Below are 24674 nucleotides of genomic sequence, written 5' to 3' on the forward strand. Positions count from 1 at the left end.
GTTGCAGTGAAGGGAGAGGAGAAGACCGATGGCGATTGTGCAGCTGAGATCTACAAACGAGCAACTATCGTTCTTAATTAAGAAGAATCCAAATACAGGAATGATGATCCGGTCGATACGTCAAGGGGTGGCGTACGGCTGGTATTCGGACGACAATCGTGCATTTAACGTCTATTTCAAAGATGCGGACAATGAAATATCCTACAAGCAGAACGAGGGGGATAGCTTCGAATATTTGAATGTTTCCCGGTATAATACGCCGCTGTTCCCGCTCAATGCGATCGGGGAGTTCTTCTCCGCGCCGTTCAAAGCGCTAGATGTACGGGACGAGGAAGGGCATGAGCACTCTTTTTTCATAAATATGATTCATGTTGAGCGGGTTCGGTATGTTGATTTCTTCATCAAGCATATGAAAGAATTTCGGTTCGACTTGCAGCATCAGGCCCATAAGAGTTACTCGTTGACCATATCGACTCATAAGAGCCTATATCATCTGCTGCATGTGGTCAGCGTGCTCTGTCTGTTCTTATCGATGATCGGTGAAGAGCATATCGATATATCGGATAGTGTATTGGACAAATATATTCGCAGCTTGAATGTCATTGATGCGCCCTTCTATATTCGCAGTTTATTCGCTCACAACTTTCTGAGGACACGGGAACGATTCAAGAAATATCGGGCGCTCCTCGAGCAAACGGGTCGATATGAGATCAAGCTTGAATATGGCGGGACGGCCATGCAGAGGCGCAGCTATATTAATTCGATGCTTCCATTCGATAAGCCGATTCTTGACATCGGTTGTGGGGAAGGCTTCTATGCCATCCCGTTCGCTGGAAAGTTGGAGAGCACTTATTATGCAGTAGACATTAATGAAGAGATACTTAACGTTGTTGCACGCAAAGCAGCTGCGAAGGAAATTGAAAATATCGCAACGTTCCCGTCGTTGGAGCATTTTCTCGAGACGTACAATGGCGAGCAGGTTGACATCATTCTGACCGAGGTCATTGAGCACATGGAGGTGCAGGAAGCCACGGCGTTCGTTCAGCAAATCTGTGCGCAAATCAGCTTTGACCGGTTGGTCATTACGACACCTAACGCCGACTTCAACCGATTTTATGAGCTGGAAGGGCTCCGGCATGAAGATCATCGGTGGGAAATGGGGCAGGAGGCGTTTCGCCAATGGATTGCGGACACGCTTCAAGATATCCCCGGCATTCAATATGAGTTCACAGCGATCGGTGATTGCGTGGACGGGATTCATACGACGCAGGGTGTAATCGTCCGCGGGAGAGGAGAATAACCGATGGAAATCAAGACGAAGATGCATACCATATACTTGCTGGTCGGCGCTACAGAATGCGGCAAGACGACCTTCGCCCAGGAAGTGCTGCTTCCGCAGCTCCGTCTGGAGGATGCTTCCCGTAATTGGCGTGCTAACGTCCAGTACTTATCCTCTGACGCGATTCGTCAGGAGCTTCTGGGATATGCTTATGACAAGTATGATCAGGTGATGCTCGAAGCGAGCTCGCATACGTTTCAGTTGCTGTTTGAGCGTCTAAAGCTCGTTACCTCGTTCCCTATTAACGCGGAGTTCGTTGTCGTGGATACGACCGGACTTGCGGAAGACTTTCGGAGTAAGGTTCGCGCGGTAGCGCAGGAGAACAACTACAATGTGGAAGTGATTTTGTTCGATTACCGCAGCCGGGACGACTATTATGTGTCAGAACGTTCACGGAGATTGATTACGAACCATCTGAATCGGCTCCGCAAGGAGGTGCTGCCCGTATTGTCTCGTGAAGGCTACGAGCAGGTGCATAAGGTACGGGCGAAAGATTTCTACGATCCGGGAAGCGGTGCCGTCAATCCGGCTTATCGAGTAACGGTTCAGGATGCAGAGGCCTATGTCGCCTCCCTTCTATTGCAGGAATGGAATTATATTGTCGTTGGTGATGTGCATGAATGCGTGCAAGAGCTGCAAGGGCTATTGACGAGCTATGGATATATAATCGACAATGGAAAGCTGCTTGCTTCGGACGCATTATACAGTACGTCGGTCATTCTTGCGGGAGACTGGATTGATAAAGGAAAGCAAACGCGCGATATTATAGAATTTTTATACGATAATCGGGAACACTTTTTATTCGTCATGGGCAATCACGAGAATTTCGTCTACAAGTATATAAAAGGCGATATTCAAGGAATTGAGCCTGAATTACTGGAAGCTTACTTTGATTCAACCCAAGTACTGCTGGAAGATGCCGAATTACTGAGTAAATTCGAAGAACTGGTCGGCCTGTCCAAACCGTTCTTCCGTTATGTCGGTGCGAAAGGCCCTTCTTTTTATGTGACGCATGCGCCATGTCGCAGCAAATATATCGGCAAGCTGGATGCCAGCTCGCTTCGTCATCAACGTAATTTTAAATTAGATCGCAGTAAGCCGTTCGAGGAGCAGCTCGCTTTTCTCGGCGAGGAAGCGGTGAACAATCATCCATACCACATATTCGGACACGTGGCGGCGAAGCAGCCATTCCGGATCAAGAATAAAATTCATATTGATACGGGCGGTGTACAAGGCAATATGCTGACATCGGTCCGCATAGCAGGTAGACCGCTGTACAAAAGCCATAAATCGCAAACTTCAGCACTCCAAGAAGAATTGCCTGTTCTGTATCAAGAGGTGCAGGGCATTTCACTGCAGGAGCTTGATGACGAGTCGATGCGCAGATTGCGCTACTGCTCGCATAACCGAATTAACTTTATATCTGGAACGATGTCTCCAGCAGACAAGGATGCAGCGACGGGGCAGCTGGAGTCTCTTGGCAAAGGGCTAAGCTATTTTGCAGAGCGGGGTGTGACGGAAGTCGTGCTCCAGCCGAAATATATGGGCTCACGCTGTAACGTATATTTACACCGGGAGCTTAACAGATGCTACGCGGTCAGCCGCAACGGGTATAAGATTGACAGCGTCGATTTGACATCTGTGTACGAGGCTCTTCTGCGGAAGCTCGGCGCTTATATGGACGAACAAGGCATCGAGATCTTGCTACTCGACGGAGAGCTGCTGCCATGGAAGGCGCTCGGGGAAGGCCTAATTGACCGTCAGTTCGGTCCGATCGGGCGGGCGTTGGAGACAGAGATTGATTTCTTAAGAAATAACGGCTTTGAGCAATCATTTAACAAGCTTGTGCAAGCCTATGAAGCGAGCGGCTTTGAGAAGGATCAGTATCATCTGCCGAAGAATACGCTTAGCGAGAAATACGGGTCAAGCACGTATCAGACGTATAAGCATGTCCGTGAGCTTCGTGAGGCGTATGTTACGCTCGATATGCACGAGGAAGCCTATGTCGTCTACAAGCGGCAGCTGGAGCTTTACGCCGGGGATGCGGAGTTGGATTATAAGCCGTTCGCGATTTTGAAGGAAGTGCTCACAAGCGGCGAAGAACGGATGCCTAATGGACGAACGTCGGATATGTACCGGCTGCTAAACGATGACGAATGCTTGGTGCTCCATCTCTCAGACGCAGATGCTTATGCGCAAGCTGAACAGTTTTTCGCGAAGCTGACGGTGGAGGAGCATATGGAGGGCGTCGTCATCAAGCCGGAGCTGGAGACGGACGGCGTCGTTCCTTACATGAAGGTGCGTAATAGCGGGTATCTGTCGATTGTTTACGGATACGACTACCAATTCCCTCACAAGTACAATAAGCTCATGAAGCAGAAGAGTATCAGCTCTAAGCTGAGGACCTCGGCCAGCGAGCATCGGATTGGTCGTCAAATGCTGGAGGTTAAGCTGAACGATATATCGCCAGACAACGAAGCCTATGCGCAGATCGTGGCTAAATTATTGTTTGAGGTAGCGAAGGAGAAGGAGATTGACCCGAGATTATAAGGCTTGGACGGACTTATCTCTTTATAAAGATTAAGTAAAATTTCAAAATGATGTTTGCATTATTAGTCCAAACGTGTTATGATATAGAAACATAAATCGTGACCTAATTCACATAACGTAGAGGGTTATTGTTTAGAAGGTAATAACCTGATACGGGATGTGAATTTTTTATTATGAATAGTAAATCCGTGGTCATGCAAACTATATAAGGGTGGTAATACACATGGTACAAGGTACAGTTAAATGGTTCAACGCAGAGAAAGGCTTCGGCTTTATCGAGGTTGAAGGCGGCAACGACGTATTCGTTCACTTCAGCGCTATTACGGGCGAAGGCTTCAAGACGCTTGACGAAGGCCAACGCGTAGAGTTCAACATCGTTGAAGGCAACCGTGGTCCACAAGCCGAGAACGTTGTGAAACTGTAAGGAAGAGCTAGTGCCCCGAACGATCGGTTTGGGGCATTTTTTATCGCACGATCGAATCTAGGATAGAAAGAGGGATGTACTTGTACTATTCTCGGAAAAGACCGCAGGAGGAGCTTCCGGAAGAATTGACGCCGATCTGGTCTTGCTCGAATGAGAATTGCAAGGGATGGATGAGGGATAACTTCGCTTTCTCGACGACGCCCGTATGCTCCTTATGTCAATCCAAGATGGTGAGAGGCGAGAAAATGCTCGTGGCGCTTACCAATACGAGCGCTCTGAATCACAAACATTCGTAAGACTTGAACAACGAGCCCAGCTCTGCCATCGTGGCAGGGCTTAAAGCTCGTTGTTTGGCTGCACAACGTATACCATGTTATCTTCTTACGACAACTGCGTCCTTTATGCCTGTAATCGACGATTGCCGTCACTGAGCTCGAAGCGGCCATCCACTCAATGAACAATCATCGGCGGCATGTCGGGATTTCCCCTTATTTCCTCTCCCAATTCTTTGTCGTGATATCCAAACCAGTCTTTATCGACCTGATAATTCATCTCGGGTTCAGGGCCTGCGCATCGTGTAAAGATATGAATTGGCATCTGAATTTGGGCTTATATAGTATCGGTTAAATAATTTAGGTCCATCTGAAAAAGGATATTACGACCTTGCGAGCTTGTGAATGACATGGGCGTTTCGACGAGCCAGACGATTGCCGTTGTCGTGACGAAGTAACCAAATTTGAGAATAGCTGTTGACAGCAAATGCTAAACGCCCTTATTATAGCCATATCTTAAACAGGAAGGAGGCCGATTGACATGACCGCTGTTCGCATGATGAGATTCACCGATGCAATGCCGATTATGCCGCAATTGAATATGACGTTCATTGTCCATCGGCCTCTACGGGCCTTAGCGAAGGAAAGACAAGGATAACGGGTGTGCGCGCTCGGTCTGCACTAGCAGATTGGGCGGGCTTATGCCGTCATATCTTGTGATCTGTTGCGCGAGAAGACCGTAAGCGATTGGGCTTACGGTCTTTTTTGCGTTCATTAACGGCTTAAATATTTTACGAATAAAAGAGGGGTTTAAGTTAATTTATGAGCATAACGAATCCATATTACCGGCGTATCGACTTGCCTGCTGGGGATCTCCATGTATACGCCAAAGACGATCTGTTCCACGCCATGGGAGCGAAGGTGCTTGAGATGGCGAATAACAATCTGCAAATTCCGAATATTCGCTATATGAGCTATACGCCGGATGCGCATGTCGGCGTCGGCACATGCATCGGTACGACGGCCGTGTGGGACGCAGAGGGCGGATACGTATCGCCTTCCATTGTCGGTAGTGACATCGGCTGCGGAATGCGTGTGCAGCTGACGAATTTGCATGAGAGTGAGCTGCAGGACGTGAAGCTAAGGCGTCGTCTAGTCAAAGCGATCGAGAAGCTGATTCCGGTCGAAAATCATGCAAGAGGGCATTACTCCGACATTCGGCTCGAGCATGTGCTGGTCAAAGGACTGCATGGACTTACGAGCAAGTACGTTCCAGACTCGTACACGCCGAAGAAAGCGACGTCGCTGACGCACGTCGAAAGCAGCCGCTACCGGTTCGATGAGGAGGTGTTAAGCCGCATTCCAGAGATGCTGTGGCACCGGTCGCACCGGCAGCTCGGCACGCTGGGCGGCGGGAATCATTTTATTGAGATTCAATCGGTTCGCATTCATGAGGATAACCGCGCCATTGCCGAGCAATGGGGGCTTTCCGACGGACAGGTTATCGTCATGATTCATTCCGGATCCCGTTCTTGGGGCGGCGCGGTTAATCAATACTGCGTCTCGGAAGTGATCAAGACGATGCGCAAGCTTAAACTTGGCACGGCTGATCCGAGGCTGGCGTTCGCTCCGCTGGACAGCGATGCGGGGTATACGTACGCGAATCTTATGTATTCGGCGCTGAATTATGCGGTCGTGAACCGGCATCTGATGGGCTATGCGGTTCGTGAAGCGTTCCGGGATGTGATTGGACAACGAGTAGAGTTTAATACGCTGTATGACTTGATGCACAACTACGCGGCTTGGGAGCAGCACGGCGAGAAGCAGCTATTCATTCACCGCAAAGGTGCGACGCGGGCATTGCCGGCTGGTCATCCGGATAATCCGGCTCCGTATATGGAGACGGGGCATCCTGCACTCATTCCAGGCTCGATGGGCTCGGCCTCTTACTTGATGGTCGGAGTACCGGAGGGTGAGCGCAACTACCATTCGATCTGCCATGGAGCAGGGCGGATTCGTTCGCGCAATGCTTCGAAGCAGCTCGTGAAGGTGAGCGATTTCGAGGCGGCGCTTCGGATCGGTCAGGCGGATGAGATCGTTGTGAACCAACGGTCGCTCGAATCGATCGTCGACGAGTCGCCGCAAGCGTACAAAGATGTAGACCAAATTATCGAAAGCGTCGTCGGCGCGCGGCTGGCAGCAGTCGTGGCGAAATGCAGTCCGCTGGCGGTCGTTAAAGGAGTGTGATGCGTAGATGACCTTAACGCAGCAAGAGAAGAAGCCGCGGTGTCTGATCGAGTCAAGCAGCGTCACCGCTGGCTTGCAGGAGAAGCGGGACTATTTTAATTACGTCACTGCGATCAAGAGTGTAATCGAACTGCTTAATGAACAGTACGGAGGGCAGTTCCAAATCTATTCAGAAGACAATAACAGCGACGTCTGGAGCAGTCTGGAGGACGACATCCGCAGCGGGTATAGCGGAATCGAGCATGCGGCAAGCATATACGATCTAGTCGAGACGCGGGAATTCCGGTTCGTCGTCGACGCCGAGCCCGAGCAATCGGGCTACGATATTCGGCTCGCAACGCGCAACAATGTGTTCGTCTATCCGGAATATCGGGTTGCCTTCGCGCGCGTACCTGTCATGCAGCACTACGGCTTAGGGTATGAGGATGTGATCTTTAGCGAGAATGACGACGGTCTCACACGTTGTCTCAACGCGATGCGGAAGCGTCAGTTAGCGAATCGGCAGATTGTTGTGTTTACCGATACGAGCGACGGCCTGGAGCGTCAGCGGGAGAAGTCGACGGGCGTTATGTCCCGTGACGATGTCTTTATGGACGAGTCGCTGAAGACGCAAATTTATCGGTCGGTGGACGAGTTTTTCTCGAAGGACCGCGCTTTTTTCCAGACATACGGCATTCCTTACAAAAGAGGGGTGCTGCTGTACGGCAAGCCGGGTAACGGTAAGACGACGCTCGTCAAGTCGATCGCATCCACCGTCGAGGCTCCGATCGCGTATTGGCAAATAACCGAGTATACTTCAAGCGGCTCGATTCGCGAGGTGTTCCAAGCTGCGGTCAATATGGCGCCAATGGTGCTGGTCATTGAAGATATCGATTCGATGCCGGCGTCGTGCCGTTCGTTCTTCTTGAATACGCTCGATGGCGCGACGTCGAAGGAGGGCGTCTTCCTGATCGGTACGACGAACTACCCAGAGCGGATTGATCCTGCGCTGATGAACCGGGCCGGCCGATTCGACCGGGCTTATGAGGTGAAGCTGCCGGACGAGGCAACCCGTTATGCTTATATGATTCGCCGAGGGATGGGAAGGCTTGTCGATGAATCTGTCATCGCACAGGCGGCCCGGCAGACAGAGGGGTTCTCGCTCGCGCAGCTCAGCGAGCTGTATGTATCGGCTGCGCTCCAGCAGCATTACGACCATACGGTCGACCTGCAGGGGCTCATTGGCGAGATGAAATCGGACTATTCCAAAAGCCGCAGCGGCGACTGGATGGCCGATCCGTCGATTCGAAGGGTCGGCTTCGCCTGAAGTCGTACAAATGAGTAACTGACTTTCCAAAAAAATAGATTGTAAGTCCTAGTATTCCGACATATAATCTTGGCAAGTGAATATTTTGATGATTTACATATTCGGGAGGGATTATCTCATGAGCGCAAAACAAAACTTATCCGTTCAATCGATCGTCGCGATTGGCATCGGTTCAGCGTTGTTCGTCATTCTAGGTCGATTCGGCTCGATTCCGTCCGGTATTCCGGATACGAATATTGAGACGACCTACGCGCTCTTAGCGCTGTTCGCCGTCCTGTACGGCCCGATCGCAGGACTTCTTATCGGCTTGATTGGACATACGCTGAAGGACGCCATTTTCTACGGCTCACCGTGGTTCAGTTGGGTAATCGCATCGGCTGTCGTAGGTCTGATTATCGGGTTTGCCTCGAATAAGCTGGGCGTGCAGGAAGGCGAGTTCGGCAAGGCACAAATATTCCGCTTCAATCTATTTCAAATCGTCGCGAATGCTGTCGCTTGGTTCGTGCTTGCACCAACGCTAGACATCGTCATTTATGCAGAGCCTGCGGATAAAGTATATACGCAAGGTCTCGTGGCAGGCGCGGCGAATATCGTGACGGTCGCAGTGATCGGCACGCTGCTATTGATCGCGTACGCCAAAACACGCACGAAGCAGGGAAGCTTAACGCGCGAGGTATAACGGACGCACCCATATCGCAGGACAAAGTAGAGCCGGTGGTTTCGCAAGCGAGCACCGGCTTTAGCATTGGATGAAACCTATTTCTCATATTAAGAGGGCGATTGCATTGAAACAGCTGGATAACAACGCTCCAGTCATCGAATTTTCCCATTTCACCTTTCAATACCGCGCGCAAGCGGAGCCAACGCTTCGGGATATTTCGCTGACGATTCATCGTGGGGAGAAGGTGCTCATCGTCGGTCCGTCCGGATCTGGCAAAAGCACGCTGGCTCACTGCATTAACGGGCTGGTGCCGTTTTTTTATGCCGGAACGATGCAGGGCTCGGCACTCATTGCTGGAGAGGACCTGGCCAAGACAAGCATCTTCAAGCTGTCCGGGCGGGTCGGTACGGTGCTGCAAGATCCGGATGGGCAGTTCGTCGGCATGACGGTCGCGGAGGATATTGCCTTCAAGCTGGAGAACGACGGTGTGCCGCAAGGCGACATGCGGCGGCGGGTCGCGGAAGCGGCGGCCAGCGTCGGGATGGATCGGCTGCTGGACGCTTCGCCGCACGAGCTGTCGGGCGGTCAGAAGCAGCGGACGACGCTCGCTGGCGTGCTCGTAAGCAAGGCTGATGTGCTGCTGTTCGATGAGCCGCTCGCCAATCTTGACCCGCAGGCTGGGAAGCAGACAATCGAGCTGATCGACCGCATCCATCGGGAGACGGGGAAGACGATCATTATCGTCGAGCATCGGCTGGAGGATGTGCTTCATCGAAACGTAGACCGGATTATCTTAATTGAAGAGGGCCGCATTACAGCGGATGCGTCGCCAGATGAGCTGCTATGCTCCGGTCTTCTGAAGCGGGCGGGCATTCGTGAGCCGTTGTATTGGACGGCGATGCAGTATGCCGGCTGCAGCTTAACTCCAGCGATGAAGCCGGCCAGCCTGCCAAGCATTCCGGTCGGTGAATGGGCAGAAGCGCTTGCAGCCTGGCATGAGCAGGAAGCGGCGGCAGCAATGGAGGAGCCAAACCGACCGACCGTGCTGGAGCTTACGGACGTCGGTTTTGCTTATGAGCGGGGCGGACGATCCGTTGTGAAGCAGGTATCGTTCCGAATCGGGCAAGGGGAGCTTGTAAGCATCGTCGGCCGCAACGGCGCAGGCAAGTCGACGTTGATGAAGCTGATATGCGGCTTTTATAAGCCTACCAGTGGAAGTATAGTCTATAAGGGCCGCGATTTGGCGGAGGATACGATCAAGGAGCGCTCGGAGCGGATCGGCTTCGTCATGCAAAATCCGAACCATATGATCTCCAAAACGATGCTGTACGAGGAGGTCGCGCTAGGTCTAGTGCTTCGCGGCTTGGATGAGGCGTCGATCCGTGAGCGGGTGATGGATACACTGCGTATATGCGGTCTGTACGAAATGCGTAATTGGCCCATCTCTGCACTCAGTTTTGGCCAGAAGAAGCGGGTGACGATTGCATCCATCCTCGTTCTTCAGCCGGAGGTTATCATATTGGACGAGCCAACGGCTGGACAAGATTTTCGTCACTATAACGAAATGATGGAGTTTCTACTGACGCTCAACCGTCAAGGCAAGAGTATTGTTGTCATTACGCACGATATGCATTTGATGCTGGAATACGCGGACCGGGCAATCGTATTGTCGGACGGCGAAGTAATTGCAGACGGTGCACCGGCCGAGGTGCTGACGGATACTCGAATCGTAGAGGCGGCAAGTCTGAAAGAAACGTCGGTCTACGAGCTCGCGCTGCGGGCTGGCATCGGTGAGCCGAAGGAATTCGTCCGCCGGTTTATTGAACGCGACCGAAAGGAGCGAGGTGCTTGAAGGCACGAATGCTGACGTATACGGGGCAGGACTCTCCTATACATCGATTGACAGGAGCAGCGAAGCTGATCTTTTTTGCGGTATGGTCGGTGACAGCTATGATTACGTACGATACGAGAAGCTTGCTCGCCATGCTGCTGCTTAGTCTTGTCGTATTCCGTCTGTCCAAAGTCCGGTTTCAAGATTACTCGTTCGTCCTTTATTTAATTTTATTCTTCTTCGCGCTTAATCATCTGGCGATCTTCTTGTTCTCTCCGCTGGAGGGCGTGAGCATCTATGGCAGCCGGCACGATCTATTCCCGATAGCGGGACGGTATGTCGTCACGGAGGAGCAGCTATTCTATCAATTTAACATCGCGCTTAAATATTTGACCGTCATCCCGATGGCGCTGCTGTTCATTCTGACGACCGACCCGGCCGAGTTCGCGGCGTCGCTGAATCGGATTGGCGTCAGCTATCGAATCGCTTATGCGGTGTCGATTGCGATGAGGTATATTCCGGATATTCAACGCGATTTTGAGAATATTTCGTTCTCCGCGCAAGCACGCGGCATCGATATTTCGCGGAAGGAGAAGCTGACGCGGCGGGTGCGTAACGTCATTGGCATCTTAATGCCGTTAATTTTGACGAGCGTGCAGCGGATTGAGTCGATCAGCGCAGCTATGGAGCTGCGCGGCTTCGGCCAGCGGCGCAAGCGCACTTGGTACAATGGGCGTCCGTTCGCGGCGCACGATTACGCGGCGGTGGCGCTGATCGCTGTCATCGCAATCGGCTCGATGTGGCTGACGTTTCGGGATGGAACGCGATTTTATAATCCTTTTAAGTAGAGCTTGGGTTAGTAGGCAATGTTAAGTGAATAATCAGGCTTTCCAGCGTGGAAAATAAATGCGGCCTGTCCTGTAATCAGCAGCGGCAGAGCCGCTTTATCATTTTACGAACGAGGAGCTTGCTTATGAATTTCCTGCGTATTATTGCGATGATCGTCATTCTGCTGTCCGTTGGACAAGCGTCATTGCCGAAAGCACATGCTGACGGAACGTTCCATTTCGGCTTCAAGAAGAGTGTGAACGGACAGCCCCCCTCTATCGATCAAGAAGGATTCAAAGAGCTGCTGTCTCGGTACGGCGCGGTTTTCACCGGCGATATGTCGGCGCCTGAGCTGTATCTGACATTCGATAATGGCTACGAGAATGGGTACACTTCCGATATTTTGGATGTATTGAAGACAAAGGGAGTGCCAGCTATTTTTTTCGTGACGGGTCATTATGTCAAGACGCAGCCGGATCTGCTGAAGCGGATGGTACAGGAGGGGCATCTGATCGGCAATCATTCGTGGAGCCATCCGGATATGAGCGCCATCTCGTCCGAGCGGATTAAGCAGGAGCTGGACCAGGTGAAGCAGCAGGTGCTGGCGCTAACCGGACAGAAGGAAATGAAATATTTGCGTACGCCCCGCGGCATATTTAACGAGCGGTCACTTGCGGTCAGCAAGCAGCTTGGTTATACGAACGTATTCTGGTCGGTGGCATACAAGGATTGGGATACGTCTAGTCAGAAAGGGGCGCAGTATGCGTATGACAAGGTGATGGCGCAGCTGCATCCAGGCGCTGTCATTTTGCTGCATTCGGTGTCGAGCGATAATGCACAAGCGCTGGGAAGAATTATTGACGCAGCGAGGGCGAAGGGGTATCAGTTCAAGAGCTTGGATGAGATGAAAAATCAGATGCCTGCCCCGTCTGATGCGCAAGTTCCTTCTGCATCGTGAAGATCCCGTGCGCAGGGGAATAGGAATCGAGCTGATGTCACATGCTACTTGTTGCGTGCCGATCGCACGTATTGCACATCAAGGAGGTGTTCCATCTATGGCGAAGAAGCAATCCCAGCAAACGTCCAAAGCAGCGGTGCAATCGACCGAGCTGAATAAACTATCTGAATTCGATACCGAATTCGCTGCAGAACCGGCAGCTGAAGCGGCGAAGGCGTTTCAGAATCATAGGAAGCAGCCGACTCAGCAGGAATATCAATAAGAATGATTAAGGTGCTGTCCAACGAAAAGGTTGTGCGGAGAACAGGAGGCCTGTTTTCCGCACAGCCTTTTCGCATTTGTTGTATCAGAGCTGCAATAATTCATCTGCATATGAAAGATGGGCTGATGAAATACTGCACAGAATGCATATATATCGCCTAAGAAGCTCTAGATCGCCCTTCATGCACAGCTATTCCGACCGGCTGTTCGGCTTTCCAGTTCATCGGGTACAATGAAGTAACACAGCTAGGTACGAGGGAGTACTTGAATATGAGAAGTTATCAGAGCAATTCGTCCCCAACGTATACTGAATCTGCAGCGATTACGCTCGGTATGGGCTGCTTCTGGAGCCCAGAGGCGCTATTTGGGCATGTGCCTGGGGTGTTGGGTACGCGTACGGGCTATGCGGGCGGTACAACCGAGCAGCCGACCTATCATGAGATAGGCGATCATTCCGAGACAGTCGAGGTCAAGTTCGACCCGAAGCTTGTGACGCTTCAGCAGCTGCTTGAGCTGTTCTGGAAGCACCATAAGCCGGTTAATATTAATGGCTATAAGGGGCGGCAGTATTGGTCGCTGGCATTGTATCGGGATCAAGAGCAGCGGGAGGCCATTGAATGGGTGAAGCGGCGTCTGGAGGAAGAGAGCGGTGGTCCGCTTGATACAGAGGTGTCACCTTGTCCAGAATTTTATCCTGCCGAGTCACGGCACCAGAAGTATTATTTGAAACGGTTTCCCGATGCGGTTGCGAAGCTCGGCGAGCTGTATGGCACCGAAGAGAACTGGGTGGATACGACACTCGCTGCCAGATTGAACGGATTGGCCAAAGGATATACAAGCATGGAACGGATCACTGATGAAATGAGACGCTGGCCTATACACAACGATGATAGAGAACGAATACTGAAAGGAATTCGCCGAATTCGCTGGTAACCGCGTACAAGTGATGATAGAAATCCCAGTCTGTTCAAGTGTAAAATGGAGGTATTAGAACATCATAAAGGAGAGTAACTGAATAATGGATTCCGGTGGATTCATGGTCCTCGTTCTTATCATCGCTGCACTTGTGTTATTCCGCACATTGCGGGACGTGCGCAGGCCGATTCGGGGCAGCGGCATAAGGCTGCTTCTTCCAATCATATACATGCTTCCAGGCGTATATTTGATTCAGAACCCGAATGTGCATGCGCCGACTTATGAATGGCTGGCTGCAATTGGTATCGGCATCGTATTATCGGTTCCGCTTATTTGGACAACGAACTATGAAGTGCGCGATGACAACCAAATATATGCGAAGCGCAATCAAGGCTTTATTATCGCTTTTCTCGCTGTATTCGCCATCCGTTTCCTTCTGCGCAGCTACATAAGCGGCTTGGACCCCGATACGCTTGCGGCGCTGTTCATCACGGTCGCATTCTCTTATGCAATAACTTGGCGCATGGTTTCATTTCTGAAATTTCGCAAGGTAGCCCGGCTTCGCGGCTAGTTAAGGCAATCAAGCGGTCTTATCCCGGAAGAGCTTGCTGTAAAGCACTTCTGTCTTACTTACAAACCTAAACTAATCAATGGAGGCCGTTCATGAATAAAATGATGCGAGCAGCGCTTGTATACGGTACGTTAGCGCTCGTCCTTCTCTATTATCGCAACGATGTCATGGACTGGCTGCAGCATGGCCATTCCCCGCTGTGGCTGCTGTTTGGCGCAGCAATGCTGCTCGCCTTTATTCCTGTCCTGCCTTACAAGCTTGTGATCGGCTCGCTCGGCATTATTTATGGTCCGCTGACGGGAGCGTTCTTAAGCTGGCTGGCCTCTGTGCTTGCTTCCATCGTCATGTTCATGCTTATTCGTCGGTATTTTCAAGAGCAGGGCAGAGCTTACTTGTCCCGGTTTCAGCAGGTAGAGCGTCTGTCGGTCTTGATGGAGAGGCATCCGTTCGTCGCTATTTTTCTGGCAAAGCTCGTTCCACTGGTGCCCAGCATGCTCGTGATCATTTATCCTGCGCTGCTTAACGTTCGGCTGTCGACGTTCGTTATGGCATCGGGTCTGGGCAAAATTCCGGTTATGCTCGCCTTTGCATTTCTTGGCCATGAATTACTTGAAGATTGGCAGAGCTCGCTGCTCATACTTGGTGTGCATACCTCGTTAATATTGATCGTCATGGTCTTGTACCGATGGTGGTACAGGAGAACGAGTCATCGAGAGTCTTGATGGAAGCCGGGTTGTAGTAATATGGAGGAGGATAATCCATATTGCTGCAGCCTTTTCTTGTCTGCAGTGAGAACAGGCTCTATTAACAATCTATGATATGGCAGATGGGAAGAAGGTGTGCAGACGGGCGGGAGGAATGGTTGGCAGTTCAAGAGCTCTTTCTTGATTTCTACGGTACAATCGTCCATAGGACGACGATATTATTCCTGTTATATGTGAAGAGGTTCGAAGAACAGCCAGGATTGATTGCAGTCTGCGAGAAATTGGCGATTACTAGTGGCGGACTTTCTTGTCTATGTGCCAAATAAGCTATGGTGAAGCCTTCATCGATCAATGAACTGAAGCTTATATTATACCGACTAGCGGACCGACTTCGGTGCTTTCGTCATGTGGCGGCAGCCCTCCCAATCGTGTAAGCTAAGAGGACGAGAACTGGAGGGATGCGTAAGTGGCAGGTCAGAAGCATTATGTCGTATGGGTCGGCAGACAACCAGGCGTATACGCGGTCTGGGCGGATTGCCAGAAGCAGACAAGCGGATATGAAGGCGCGAAATTCAAATCGTTCGAGTCTAAGGAGGCCGCGGAGAAGGCATTCCGCGAAGGCTGGGAGCGTCACTGGGGGCAAGGCGCCAAAGGCTCCAAGCCTTATAACCGATCGTATTCATCATCGGCGAAGCCGAAGACAACGGCCGTAGATCCGGCTGAGCTTGAGATCGACTATGACAGCATTTCCGTCGATGTCGGCACAAGCGGCAATCCGGGTCCGGTTGAATATAAGGGCGTCGATACCCGGACGGGTGAGGTGCTGTTCTCTGTCGGGCCGATACGCAAAGGGACGAACAATCTCGGCGAGTTTCTGGCGATCGTGCATGCTTTAAGTTATTTACAGAAGCTCGGCAGCAACAAGACGATTTACAGCGATTCGGTTAACGCGATGAAATGGGTGCGGGAGAAGAAGGTCGCCACGACGCTGCCGCGTGATGCCTCCACGGAGGAGATATGGAAGCGGGTCGACGAAGCGATTCATTGGCTGCAGACGAACCGATACGATAACAAAATTTTAAAGTGGCAGACGAAGCTGTGGGGCGAGATTAAAGCCGATTACGGTAGAAAATAGAAGGGTTGGCTGTAGTGCGATGGCAATTGCGGAATGGACAGAGCGTGAGCTGCTGGACCGAATCGAGGCAGGGGGTCTCAGAGAGGCGGTGCTGTTCTACACTGCGATGTGCGGGACGTGCAAGGTGGCTGAGCGAATGCTCGAAATTGTGGAGGCGGCAGGGGTGCCGATTGAGATTTGTAAGCTGAATATCAATTACGCGCCGGTGCTGCGCGAGCATTGGCGGGTGTCCAGTGTACCTTGTCTTGTGCTGCTGGAAGACGGCGAACCGGTTCGGATGGAGTACGCGATGGTTTCTGTTGATCATTTGTACCGAATCTTACAATAAGAACGGACTGTTCTTTCGACTCAGAGGCATGCGCCAGACTCGAAAGAGATGCTCTTAGCATAAGGCTGCGTGACCGCATCAAGCTGCGGTTGCGGAGCCTTAATTGACGTGGCGGCAGAAATATTCGGGCTCCCTAATAATTGACAAGAAATATACCGATACAGAGAGGAAAACCGGTTTCTTATTTCGAATAGATTAAGTAAGTATTACATATTTTTACACCGCAATGAATTCACGAGACAGGGAGACGGCGAATCGAATGAATGCAATGAATTTTCAAGTCAATCTAAGCGGTATGATTGAACTGTTGTCGAATCATTTGTATTCTGATAATTCTGTGTTTATTAGAGAATTGCTGCAAAATGCGGTGGATGCCATTACGGCAAGGAAGAAGCGCGGACAAGCTTTTGAGCCGCAAGTTACGGTAGAGCTGCATCCCTCCCGCACGGCAGCGTTTCACGACAATGGCTGTGGTCTGACAGAGCAGGAAATTCGTGATTTCCTATCCCGCATAGGCAGCACATCGAAGCGGGAGGAGCTGGATGCCGGAGACGATTTCATTGGACAATTCGGCGTGGGGCTGCTGTCCTGCTTTATCGTGTGTAACGAGATCGTGCTCGTTACGCGGTCGTCGAATGAAGGTGCGCCGGCGCTGGAGTGGCGGGGCTGTCCAGATGGAACCTATACGATTCGTGAGCTGGCAGCGAGCGTTCCGGTAGGCACTTCCATTTATATCCGGGCGAAAGAAGGCTATGAGCAATATTTTGAACACGACCAGATGGAAGACATGCTGAGGCGGTACGGCTCGTTCCTCGATACGCCGATTGTTCTGGAGGGGCCTTGGGGACCGATCCGGATTAACGATACGCTGCCGCCGTGGCGAATGAGTCGGCAGGATGCGCTGGAGTATGGGGAGCGCGAGTATTATAATAAGCCGCTAGATGTCATTCCGCTTCGTTCTGCGATCGGTGAGGCGGAGGGCGTTGCATACTTACTGCCGTATGCGGTCAGCTTGCAGGAAGAGAAGCAGCACCGAATATATATGAAGCAGATGATGGTATCGGAAAGAAATAATCGGATTCTTCCTTCATGGGCGTTCTTCGTCAATGCGATTGTCAATGTGAACGGGGTGAGGCCGACTGCCTCGCGGGAATCGTTCCAGGAGAATGATTTGTTCTTTGCGGTGCAGCATGAGCTGGGTGAATGCATTAAGCGCCATCTGATTGGCTTGTCGGAGCGTGATCCGGAGCTGTTCGCCACGATTATCCGTATTCACTATGCGTCTATTAAGACGCTTGCGATAGAGGATGAAGAGATTTACCATCTGTTCATGCCTTACTTGAGCTTCGAGACTGTATCGGGCCGGATGGAAATGCATGAAATTATACAAACGTTGGAAAATTATGCGCAAGAAGGAACGAGTGATATGCGGCTGTATGTGACAGCTACGCTGGATGAGTTCCGTCAGATTGCACGTGTCGCGAAGGCGCAGAACATGATGGTGGTGAACGGCGGCTACGTCCATGATTTCGAGCTGATTCGCAAGCTTAATGGGATATGGGACGATGTTGAGGTTGACGTACTGGATGTGCTCGACTTCTCCAGCAGGTTCAAGCCGCTTAAGCCTGTCGATTCGCTTCAGGCGGCGCCGCTCTTAGCCACGGCGAACCGAGTGCTGAAGCCGTTTCAGTGTGAGAGCTCGATCCGCTGGTTCCAGCCGGCTGACGTGCCTGTGCTTTATAACACGAATGCGGAAATTAATTTTTTGAAAATGGCTGAGAAGACGAGTAATGAAGGGGACGAGCTGTTTGCAGGCGTCGTGAAGGCGATAAGTGACGAACTGAATGAGGTGCCGTACGCGCGCCTCTGTTTCAATTATAACAATCCGCTAGTCCGGAAAGCGATCGAAGCAGAGGACGACGAGCTGCGTCGAACGTGCATTGAGCTATTCTATACCCAGGCGCTGCTGATGGGAAATTATCCGATGAGCCAAGAGGAGCTGCGGCTGATGAACCAATCGCTGCTTGCGTTCATGGAGCGGGGACTCGGCAGTACTGCTGATGGAGTGGGACTATGAGAAGCCGATTCAACGGACTACGTAATCAAGTGTGGGAGCTTCCGAAGGGGAAGCAGCAGCTGATCTTAATGGAGGAAGCGATTCGCTTAGCAGACGAGCATCTGACCCCTAGCGACGCCTATGAGGCAAGGATGTCCTACTCCAATATGGCTGTCGATCTGGGCTATCCTGAGCGGCTGCTCATCTCATTCGCTTGGTGTCTCGCCGAGTTCGACCGGAAGCCGGGGGAGCATTCCGCGCACACGATTATGTGGCACTACAAATGGGTGCTTGCCAGGGGATGGCAGTTCCCGCAGATCGCGACGAGCGAGATTGAGCGAATTTTTGCAGATTTCAAGGAGCGGTGCTTAAAGTATGGCTTCAGCCTGCGTCCTTATTACCAGCAGCTCGTTCACTATCATTTGGCGAAGGGTGAGCGGGAGGAGGCGCAGCGCTGCTACAAGGAATGGAAGTCCGCGAAGCGGGACTATTTCTCGGATTGTTCAGCCTGTGAGCAGGATTCATATGGACGCTATTACTTTGATCTGAACCAGAACAAGCGCGGTATGCGGGTCATTAAGCCGATTCTTGAAGGCAAAGTTAGCTGCCGTTCTGTGCCGCAGTCGACTTACGTCAACATGGTGGAGCCCCTGCTTAAGCTAGGGCAGTTCGAGGAAGCGAAGGAAGCGGCGAAGAAGGCCGTACGGTCGCTTGATGGAGCTGGCTATTTGACGGAATTTGGCCTGCTGCTGGAATACTATACACTTACCGATATGGCGAAGGCCGCTAAGCTGTTCGAGCGGACCATCTCATACGGCCTGGAGTGCAGAATGCCGTGGATGCGGTTTCTCTATTTTGTCTCGGTTAGGCTATTTCTGCTTCATTGGCATGCTGGCAGCCGGCGCAAGAAGCTGGCTGCTCCGGAGTATGTGACGCTGGAATGGGTCGAGCAGGAGACGAGTCGGCTTGCGGATGCGTTCGACCGACGCAATGGCAATTCGCACTGCCGCTCTCTTGCGGCAAGCAAAGAGCGCCAGATGATGAAGCTGCAAGCAGCTTATGCAGCTTGGAGCAAGTAATAGGATAAGTGCCAACCGGTGCCCCTTGGGGCGCCGGTTTTTTGTTGTCCTCATAGTTACTCTTGCTTGTCTGTTCTAAATACGACAAGAATGGTGCTGCGCTGGGTGGACCCCGTGCGAGTCGGCTTCATAATGGAGCTGTAGCAGACGTTAACAACTTGGTCCTCACGGAGAGTCGCGAGAAACTCGTTGGCTGATTTTGCTGCGTAAAGCGAATCCGTATCAATAAATTCTTTAACCTGTATCATGGCATCATATCCCCTTTAATGAAGTTATAGTTTCTAAAGTGCTGGTTGGAGTTTCACAGAATATCAGTGCGAGGAATAGTTCCATGAGCATGGGCAGGAGCATGCTGTCGGCACGCCGATCGGGAGAACGGCTGCTATGACTGCACGGTGTAGGGCAACCCATTGAAGAGTGGTGGAAACATACTCAACGCACGGGTTGATCGAATTATACAATCCGCGTGACGCTGACGTCAATCTGATGGGTAGAGAATGATTTCGGTGCGATGGAGGAGTCTTCTATTGTGGAAGCAGAGAGAACAGGGCGTTCTAAAAATAATTTTGTTTGTCATATTGACAATATAAAAATATCGGCATATACTGGGAACATAAGGGGGGTGCGGAAGTGAAGAAGCATTATCGAACACCGGACGGATTGCCGGTCGACATCGCAATATTTACAATTACGTCTCATGCCAAGCCGAGTAATTATAAAATGCTGGCCGACCGCCGCCTTGAAGTACTGCTTGTTCGCCGAAGCTCTGCGTCCGAAGCGTTCCCAGGCTATTGGGCATTGCCGGGCGGGTTCTCTGGGGAGAACGAGACGCTGCTGGAAGCGGCATACCGTGAACTTAAGGAGGAGACGAATGTTGATTCCGACGTTATGATCGAACAGATTAAGACAGTTTATTATCCCGGCCGCGATCCGCGTGGATGGATGCCGTCCGTCCTGTACTGCGCGCTCGTGAAGGAGGAGCAGCTTCAACGGCTCTCAGCCGATACTGATGCTGAGGAAGTCCGGCTGTTCCCGGTAGACGAAGCACTCGGAATGAAGCTTGCGTTCGATCACACCGATCTGCTGCAGGATGCGCTTGATTACATCCGTTCGAAAATGATGACAACGTCACTTGCGAAGCAGTTTCTGCCGGCTGAGTTTACGATCCGCGAGCTATATCAGGTGATTCAGACTGTCGTGCCATCCTTCAAAGAAGATCTTGCGAACTTCAAGCGCAATCTGATGACAACGAAGACCAGGCAAGGGTTAATTCGTGAAGCGGTCGATTCGTCGGGCAACCCGAAGACGACGGACCGTAACTCCAATCGACCGGCGCAGCTGTATATCTACACCGATTACGAGCCACGAATCTCGATTTATAATTCCGGACTCTTCTGAGCATCGGAATTTTTAATAGCCATTTATATAGTCGATTCGACTTTAATAATGATATATTGGAGGTTATATTTATGTTGAACACGATACGTACGAATCCGCTGCTGCTAACAGACAGCTACAACCTCTCGCACTCGCGGCTGAAAATGAATATGGATTGGGAAGTCAGCCATTTGTATAATCGCAGGAAAGGGATGATTCTGTACGGATTCCGAGAAATCGTAACGAACCTGCTGGCGATTCGTATTACGGAAGAGCACATCGAAGAGGCGGAGCGGGGAGCTGCGCTGCAAGGCTTGCGGTTCCCGTCGGAGCTGTTCCGCCGGGTCGTCGACGAATGCGGCGGCTACGCGCCAATCGCAGTTGAGTCGCTGCCAGAAGGGACATGGTGCCCGGCGGGGACGCCTTTTGCCCAAGTCTATAATACGGTTGAAGGCTTCGGAGAGCTTGTGACCTGGTGGGAAGCGATATTTATGCATGCTTATTTTCCAAGCGGCTGCGTGACGGAGGCATTCCATATGCGGCGGTATTTGGAGAGCAAGCAGGCGGAGCACGGGTATGATGATTCGTTCCTGTGGCGCATTCACAGCTTCGGCTTCCGGGGACACCGGAGCCTGGAGGATGCTTACTGGGCGGGTACGGCATGGAACTTGTCGCTGCAAGGAACGGATGATTTTCATACGACGAAGCATACGCCGCAGGCTGTTATTGGCAGCATAGCTGCGCTGGCGCATAAAGTAACGCAGCAGTTCGACGACGAGCTGGCATGCTTCATTCGAGCGGTTGATGAGACAGAAGCGGCTGGTGAACGTATCGTTGCACTTGTTATCGATACGTACGATGCGGACCGGGTTATCCGAGATTATTTGCCCGTAATTGGCAAGCATGCGAGAGAGCGGGGCATTCGGATCGTCATGCGTCCGGACAGCGGCAATGTGCTGCAGCAGGCGGCAGATATTTATGAAGTGGCGCGTATGAATGATCTGACAGGCACGGTTAGCGTCATTATTGGCGAAGGCATGAGCTTCGAGCAGGTGAAACGTTATGATGCTCAGCTAGAGCAGTGGGGTGTACCGCTTCCGTTCGTCGCTTATGGAGTGGGCGCAGGCTTCTACAACCACATCGATCGTGACACGTACGGCTGGGCGATGAAGACGGCGTACAGCAATGGCAAGGATCGGATGAAGTTCTCGATGACGCCGCTGAAACGAAGCATTCCCGGTCGAGTGAAGCTCGTTATCGACCAAGGCATAATGGTGGCTGAGGCGGAAGGCGAGTCGGAGCGCGAAGGGCTGTACGAGACGGTGTATAGGCATGACGGAGAGGGTGTACCTCATAGGCTTGTGGCTGGAACGGTGTTCTGGAGCGAGGTGCGGGAGAGGATGCGCGTTCAGAATCCCGCTCAGGAGGCGATTAAGCTGTCGGCGGGGATCGAACGCAAAATTGCCGCGATTGCAGAGCAATATTTGGGCTAGAGGAAATAGGGCCGATGGCGGTCATGGAATGAGTGGCGAAAACAGTATGGGGGCGGTGCACGGCATGAAAGATACGAATGATTGGAACAGTACTAACATGACCAATAGTACCAGCGGGGCCAAACCATATCAATTCGGCTTTATTCTCGGCAGGTTTCAGCCGCTTCATATCGGCCATGAGCGGATGATCGAAGCGGCGCTGGCGAATTGTGAGCGGGTGCTTGTTCTTGTCGGCTCCGCACAGTTGCAGGGGACCGTGCGCAATCCGTTCGGCGCCGAGCTTCGGATGCGGCTGCTGCGGCTTATCTATCGCGATCGCATTGAGCTTGCGTCTCTGAATGATTATACTCACGAAGGCGACCACAGCTATGCATGGGGACGGTATTTACTGCAGGCAGCAAGAAGGTATGGGGAAGAACGTGGATTTCCGGCACTTGATCTCATGATTACAGGAGATGACGAGGAGCGGGGACATTGGTTCCCCGAGGAGGAGATCGCCGGCATCAGCAGGCTGGTCGTTCCGCGTATCGACGTGCCGATTAGCGCGACGCGGCTGCGTGAGGCGATAGCCAAGGGCGACCGATCGTTCTGGGAGACCTATACGAATCCGGTGCTGCACGGAGAGTTTGATAGCATTCGCGAGGCGCTGCTGCGGGTGGAGGCTTATCGACATTAAAGCTTTTTCCAAAATTGAAGGGGACATGGGACTTGGCACAATATTCAATGGATATCCCTTTGTTAAAAACAGATACTTCACCTTTTGCAATTTGATCGGAAGACGGGAACAAAGTGTTGCGGGATTACGGTGAAGAAGAATTTTATGGATTAAATTAATCGATTTCATGATATAGAATGTTTATATAAAAAAGAAAAGCCGCCATCTCCGAAGAGATGGACGGCTTGCCTCGGTTATTTCGATTCGGTCCACATATTTTCGATTTGTTCCAGTGATTTGCCTTTCGTCTCTGGAATGACGCGCCAAGTGAAGATGACGGTAATTAAGCCCATGACAGCGAAGATCCAGAACGTTGACGCTGCCCCGGCTGATTCCAGCATAGGCGGGAACGATTGGGAAACGACATAGTCGGCAGCCCACAGTGCCATCGAAGCGATAGCCGTCGCCCGGCCGCGAATGTGGTTCGGGAATATTTCTGCAAGCAGTACCCAGACGACAGGTCCGAGCGAAATGGCGAACGCGGCTACATAGACCAGCAGCAGAATAAGGACAGCTGCTCCTGTCGTGTCCGTATGGAACGCATAGCCGATTAGGATCAGACACACCGTCATAATAGAAGAACCGACGAGCAGCAGTACTTTGCGGCCTATTTTGTCGATGAGCCAGATCGCCAGAATCGTGAAGATCACGTTGATCGCACCGACGAGAATCGTCTGCAGCAGGGCAGCATTCGTGCCAGCGCCTGTTTCTTTCAAAATTTCCGGTGCGTAGTACAAGACCGCGTTAATGCCCGTAATTTGCTGCAGTATAGCGATGACGACACCGACGATTAAGGCCGTGCGAAGGCCAGGTTGGAACAGATGGCGGAGCGAGCTGCGTTTCTCGTCCTGGAACGATTGCTTGATGTCGAGTACTTCTTGACGAGCGCCTGCCTCGCCATGCACTTTGACCAGAATGTCCAGCGCCTCAGGTGCGCGTCCTTGCTTAATGAGCCAGCGTGGGCTTTCAGGTACGATGAATAGTAGAATCATGAACGCCAAGCCAGGTACAGCGCCAATGCCGAGCATCCAGCGCCAAGCGGTCGATACGTCCCATGCGTCATCGCCGTACGAAGCGAAGCCGCTGTTGACGAAGTAAGTCAAGAAAATACCGGTAACGGTAGCGAGTTGGTTGAATGCGACGAGACGGCCGCGGAATTGTGCCGGCGAGATCTCTGCATTATACAACGGGCAAAGCGTCGAAGTGATACCGATGCCGAGTCCGCCGATCATCCGCCATACGATGTACCAGCTGAACGTATCCGGCAGAGCGGAGCCGATCGAGCCGATAGTGAAAAGAAGAGCAGCGACGATTAGCACTTTCTTACGACCAAATCTGTCGCTCAGAATGCCGGAGGCGCCTGCGCCGATGATACAGCCGATAATAAGGCACGATACGGCCCAGCCGACCTGCACCTCATTTAATTGAAACCGTTCCTCCATAAAGCCGACGGCGCCGGAGACGACTGCTGTATCGAATCCGAACAGCAGGCCGCCAAGTGCAGCAATAATGGACATAAGCGTAACGAACTTCATGTTTACTGCATCATGGTTCGCGTTCGAAACATTGGGACTTGTTGGTATAACAGCCACGGTGTATGCTCCTTCCGAATAACGAATGAACC

At 51.7% G+C, this 24674-nt stretch carries 24 protein-coding genes; 22 read left to right on the top strand and 2 right to left on the bottom strand.

What is annotated here, in order from left to right; translation table 11 throughout:
* The first annotated feature begins 28 nt into the window (after positions 1–28).
* The 19 genes from PXY01_RS14000 (at position 29) to PXY01_RS14080 (ending at position 19465) form a co-directional block, all read left to right on the top strand.
* A complete protein-coding gene (locus PXY01_RS14000; RefSeq protein WP_127570638.1) occupies positions 29–1300 on the top strand; it encodes a class I SAM-dependent methyltransferase in 1272 nt (423 codons plus the stop codon).
* Between the two features lie 3 nt (positions 1301–1303).
* Positions 1304–3889 carry an AAA family ATPase gene (locus tag PXY01_RS14005; RefSeq protein ID WP_127570639.1) on the top strand — a complete coding sequence of 862 codons (2586 nt, stop codon included), beginning with the start codon at positions 1304–1306 and terminating at the stop codon, positions 3887–3889.
* 223 nt (positions 3890–4112) lie between these two features.
* Positions 4113–4313: a cold-shock protein gene (locus PXY01_RS14010; protein WP_127570640.1), complete on the top strand. Its 201-nt coding sequence runs from the start codon at positions 4113–4115 to the stop codon at positions 4311–4313.
* Positions 4314–4393: 80 nt separating this feature from the next.
* A complete protein-coding gene (locus PXY01_RS14015) occupies positions 4394–4609 on the top strand; it encodes a cold-shock protein (protein WP_127570641.1) in 216 nt (71 codons plus the stop codon).
* A 798-nt stretch (positions 4610–5407) separates the two neighbouring features.
* Positions 5408–6832 carry an RtcB family protein gene (locus PXY01_RS14020; RefSeq protein WP_174721829.1) on the top strand — a complete coding sequence of 475 codons (1425 nt, stop codon included), beginning with the start codon at positions 5408–5410 and terminating at the stop codon, positions 6830–6832.
* 7 nt (positions 6833–6839) lie between these two features.
* On the top strand, positions 6840–8138 hold the full coding sequence (locus tag PXY01_RS14025) for an AAA family ATPase (protein WP_127570642.1): 1299 nt from the start codon (positions 6840–6842) through the stop codon (positions 8136–8138).
* A gap of 118 nt (positions 8139–8256) precedes the next feature.
* Positions 8257–8817, top strand: a complete 561-nt coding sequence (locus PXY01_RS14030) for an ECF-type riboflavin transporter substrate-binding protein (protein ID WP_127570643.1) — start codon at positions 8257–8259, stop codon at positions 8815–8817.
* Between the two features lie 106 nt (positions 8818–8923).
* A complete protein-coding gene (locus PXY01_RS14035; protein WP_246027936.1) occupies positions 8924–10651 on the top strand; it encodes an ABC transporter ATP-binding protein in 1728 nt (575 codons plus the stop codon).
* Entirely contained in the window at positions 10648–11478 is an 831-nt protein-coding gene (locus PXY01_RS14040) for an energy-coupling factor transporter transmembrane component T family protein (protein ID WP_218028226.1), read from the top strand. Before PXY01_RS14035 ends, PXY01_RS14040 begins: the two co-directional genes overlap by 4 nt.
* Before the next feature lie 125 nt (positions 11479–11603).
* Entirely contained in the window at positions 11604–12416 is an 813-nt protein-coding gene (pdaA, locus tag PXY01_RS14045; protein ID WP_127570645.1) for a delta-lactam-biosynthetic de-N-acetylase, read from the top strand.
* Between the two features lie 97 nt (positions 12417–12513).
* A complete protein-coding gene (locus PXY01_RS22380) occupies positions 12514–12678 on the top strand; it encodes a hypothetical protein (RefSeq protein ID WP_164744426.1) in 165 nt (54 codons plus the stop codon).
* A gap of 269 nt (positions 12679–12947) precedes the next feature.
* On the top strand, positions 12948–13610 hold the full coding sequence (msrA, locus tag PXY01_RS14050; RefSeq protein WP_127570646.1) for a peptide-methionine (S)-S-oxide reductase MsrA: 663 nt from the start codon (positions 12948–12950) through the stop codon (positions 13608–13610).
* An 85-nt stretch (positions 13611–13695) separates the two neighbouring features.
* Positions 13696–14163, top strand: coding sequence for a cytochrome c biogenesis protein CcdC (locus PXY01_RS14055; RefSeq protein ID WP_127570647.1), 468 nt, complete (start codon positions 13696–13698; stop codon positions 14161–14163).
* 92 nt (positions 14164–14255) lie between these two features.
* A complete protein-coding gene (locus PXY01_RS14060; RefSeq protein ID WP_246027937.1) occupies positions 14256–14885 on the top strand; it encodes a TVP38/TMEM64 family protein in 630 nt (209 codons plus the stop codon).
* Between the two features lie 140 nt (positions 14886–15025).
* Complete coding sequence (locus tag PXY01_RS22385; RefSeq protein WP_164744427.1) at positions 15026–15193, top strand: hypothetical protein; 168 nt, start codon at positions 15026–15028, stop codon at positions 15191–15193.
* 140 nt (positions 15194–15333) lie between these two features.
* Positions 15334–16002: a ribonuclease H gene (gene rnhA, locus PXY01_RS14065; protein WP_127570648.1), complete on the top strand. Its 669-nt coding sequence runs from the start codon at positions 15334–15336 to the stop codon at positions 16000–16002.
* Positions 16003–16021: 19 nt separating this feature from the next.
* Complete coding sequence (locus tag PXY01_RS14070) at positions 16022–16330, top strand: thioredoxin family protein (RefSeq protein WP_127570649.1); 309 nt, start codon at positions 16022–16024, stop codon at positions 16328–16330.
* A gap of 259 nt (positions 16331–16589) precedes the next feature.
* Positions 16590–18407, top strand: coding sequence for an HSP90 family protein (locus PXY01_RS14075; protein ID WP_246027938.1), 1818 nt, complete (start codon positions 16590–16592; stop codon positions 18405–18407).
* Complete coding sequence (locus PXY01_RS14080) at positions 18404–19465, top strand: hypothetical protein (RefSeq protein WP_127570650.1); 1062 nt, start codon at positions 18404–18406, stop codon at positions 19463–19465. Before PXY01_RS14075 ends, PXY01_RS14080 begins: the two co-directional genes overlap by 4 nt.
* 56 nt (positions 19466–19521) lie before the next feature.
* Here the strand turns inward: PXY01_RS14080 and PXY01_RS14085 are convergent, their stop codons facing one another.
* A complete protein-coding gene (locus PXY01_RS14085; RefSeq protein ID WP_127570651.1) occupies positions 19522–19713 on the bottom strand; it encodes a hypothetical protein in 192 nt (63 codons plus the stop codon).
* A 382-nt stretch (positions 19714–20095) separates the two neighbouring features.
* Between PXY01_RS14085 and PXY01_RS14090 the strand changes: the two genes are divergently transcribed.
* From PXY01_RS14090 to PXY01_RS14100, 3 genes are all read left to right on the top strand, one after another.
* The gene (locus tag PXY01_RS14090) at positions 20096–20863 is read left to right on the top strand and encodes an NUDIX domain-containing protein (protein ID WP_174721830.1); all 768 of its coding nucleotides are present in this window, start codon (positions 20096–20098) and stop codon (positions 20861–20863) included.
* Between the two features lie 71 nt (positions 20864–20934).
* Complete coding sequence (locus PXY01_RS14095) at positions 20935–22335, top strand: nicotinamide phosphoribosyltransferase domain-containing protein (protein WP_127570653.1); 1401 nt, start codon at positions 20935–20937, stop codon at positions 22333–22335.
* Between the two features lie 28 nt (positions 22336–22363).
* A complete protein-coding gene (locus PXY01_RS14100; protein WP_127570654.1) occupies positions 22364–23011 on the top strand; it encodes an adenylyltransferase/cytidyltransferase family protein in 648 nt (215 codons plus the stop codon).
* 233 nt (positions 23012–23244) lie between these two features.
* Here the strand turns inward: PXY01_RS14100 and PXY01_RS14105 are convergent, their stop codons facing one another.
* Complete coding sequence (locus PXY01_RS14105) at positions 23245–24642, bottom strand: sugar porter family MFS transporter (protein ID WP_174721831.1); 1398 nt, start codon at positions 24640–24642, stop codon at positions 23245–23247.
* Between the last annotated feature and the right edge of the window lie 32 nt (positions 24643–24674).

This window comes from Paenibacillus xylaniclasticus (assembly GCF_004001065.1).
Classification (GTDB): domain Bacteria; phylum Bacillota; class Bacilli; order Paenibacillales; family Paenibacillaceae; genus Paenibacillus_T; species Paenibacillus_T xylaniclasticus.

Excerpts from the sequence above, each read along its gene's own strand:
- PXY01_RS14075 (WP_246027938.1), top strand. The coding sequence starts at position 16,590 with ATGAATGCAATGAATTTTCAAGTCAATCTAAGCGGTATGATTGAACTG.
- PXY01_RS14025 (WP_127570642.1), top strand. The coding sequence starts at position 6,840 with ATGACCTTAACGCAGCAAGAGAAGAAGCCGCGGTGTCTGATCGAGTCA.
- PXY01_RS14020 (WP_174721829.1), top strand. The coding sequence starts at position 5,408 with ATGAGCATAACGAATCCATATTACCGGCGTATCGACTTGCCTGCTGGG.
- PXY01_RS14055 (WP_127570647.1), top strand. The coding sequence starts at position 13,696 with ATGGATTCCGGTGGATTCATGGTCCTCGTTCTTATCATCGCTGCACTT.
- PXY01_RS14030 (WP_127570643.1), top strand. The coding sequence starts at position 8,257 with ATGAGCGCAAAACAAAACTTATCCGTTCAATCGATCGTCGCGATTGGC.
- PXY01_RS14000 (WP_127570638.1), top strand. The coding sequence starts at position 29 with ATGGCGATTGTGCAGCTGAGATCTACAAACGAGCAACTATCGTTCTTA.
- pdaA (WP_127570645.1), top strand. The coding sequence starts at position 11,604 with ATGAATTTCCTGCGTATTATTGCGATGATCGTCATTCTGCTGTCCGTT.
- PXY01_RS22380 (WP_164744426.1), top strand. The coding sequence starts at position 12,514 with ATGGCGAAGAAGCAATCCCAGCAAACGTCCAAAGCAGCGGTGCAATCG.
- PXY01_RS14005 (WP_127570639.1), top strand. The coding sequence starts at position 1,304 with ATGGAAATCAAGACGAAGATGCATACCATATACTTGCTGGTCGGCGCT.
- msrA (WP_127570646.1), top strand. The coding sequence starts at position 12,948 with ATGAGAAGTTATCAGAGCAATTCGTCCCCAACGTATACTGAATCTGCA.
- PXY01_RS14100 (WP_127570654.1), top strand. The coding sequence starts at position 22,364 with ATGAGTGGCGAAAACAGTATGGGGGCGGTGCACGGCATGAAAGATACG.
- PXY01_RS14095 (WP_127570653.1), top strand. The coding sequence starts at position 20,935 with ATGTTGAACACGATACGTACGAATCCGCTGCTGCTAACAGACAGCTAC.
- PXY01_RS14080 (WP_127570650.1), top strand. The coding sequence starts at position 18,404 with ATGAGAAGCCGATTCAACGGACTACGTAATCAAGTGTGGGAGCTTCCG.
- PXY01_RS14060 (WP_246027937.1), top strand. The coding sequence starts at position 14,256 with ATGAATAAAATGATGCGAGCAGCGCTTGTATACGGTACGTTAGCGCTC.
- PXY01_RS14085 (WP_127570651.1), bottom strand. The coding sequence starts at position 19,713 with ATGATACAGGTTAAAGAATTTATTGATACGGATTCGCTTTACGCAGCA.
- PXY01_RS14070 (WP_127570649.1), top strand. The coding sequence starts at position 16,022 with ATGGCAATTGCGGAATGGACAGAGCGTGAGCTGCTGGACCGAATCGAG.
- PXY01_RS14010 (WP_127570640.1), top strand. The coding sequence starts at position 4,113 with ATGGTACAAGGTACAGTTAAATGGTTCAACGCAGAGAAAGGCTTCGGC.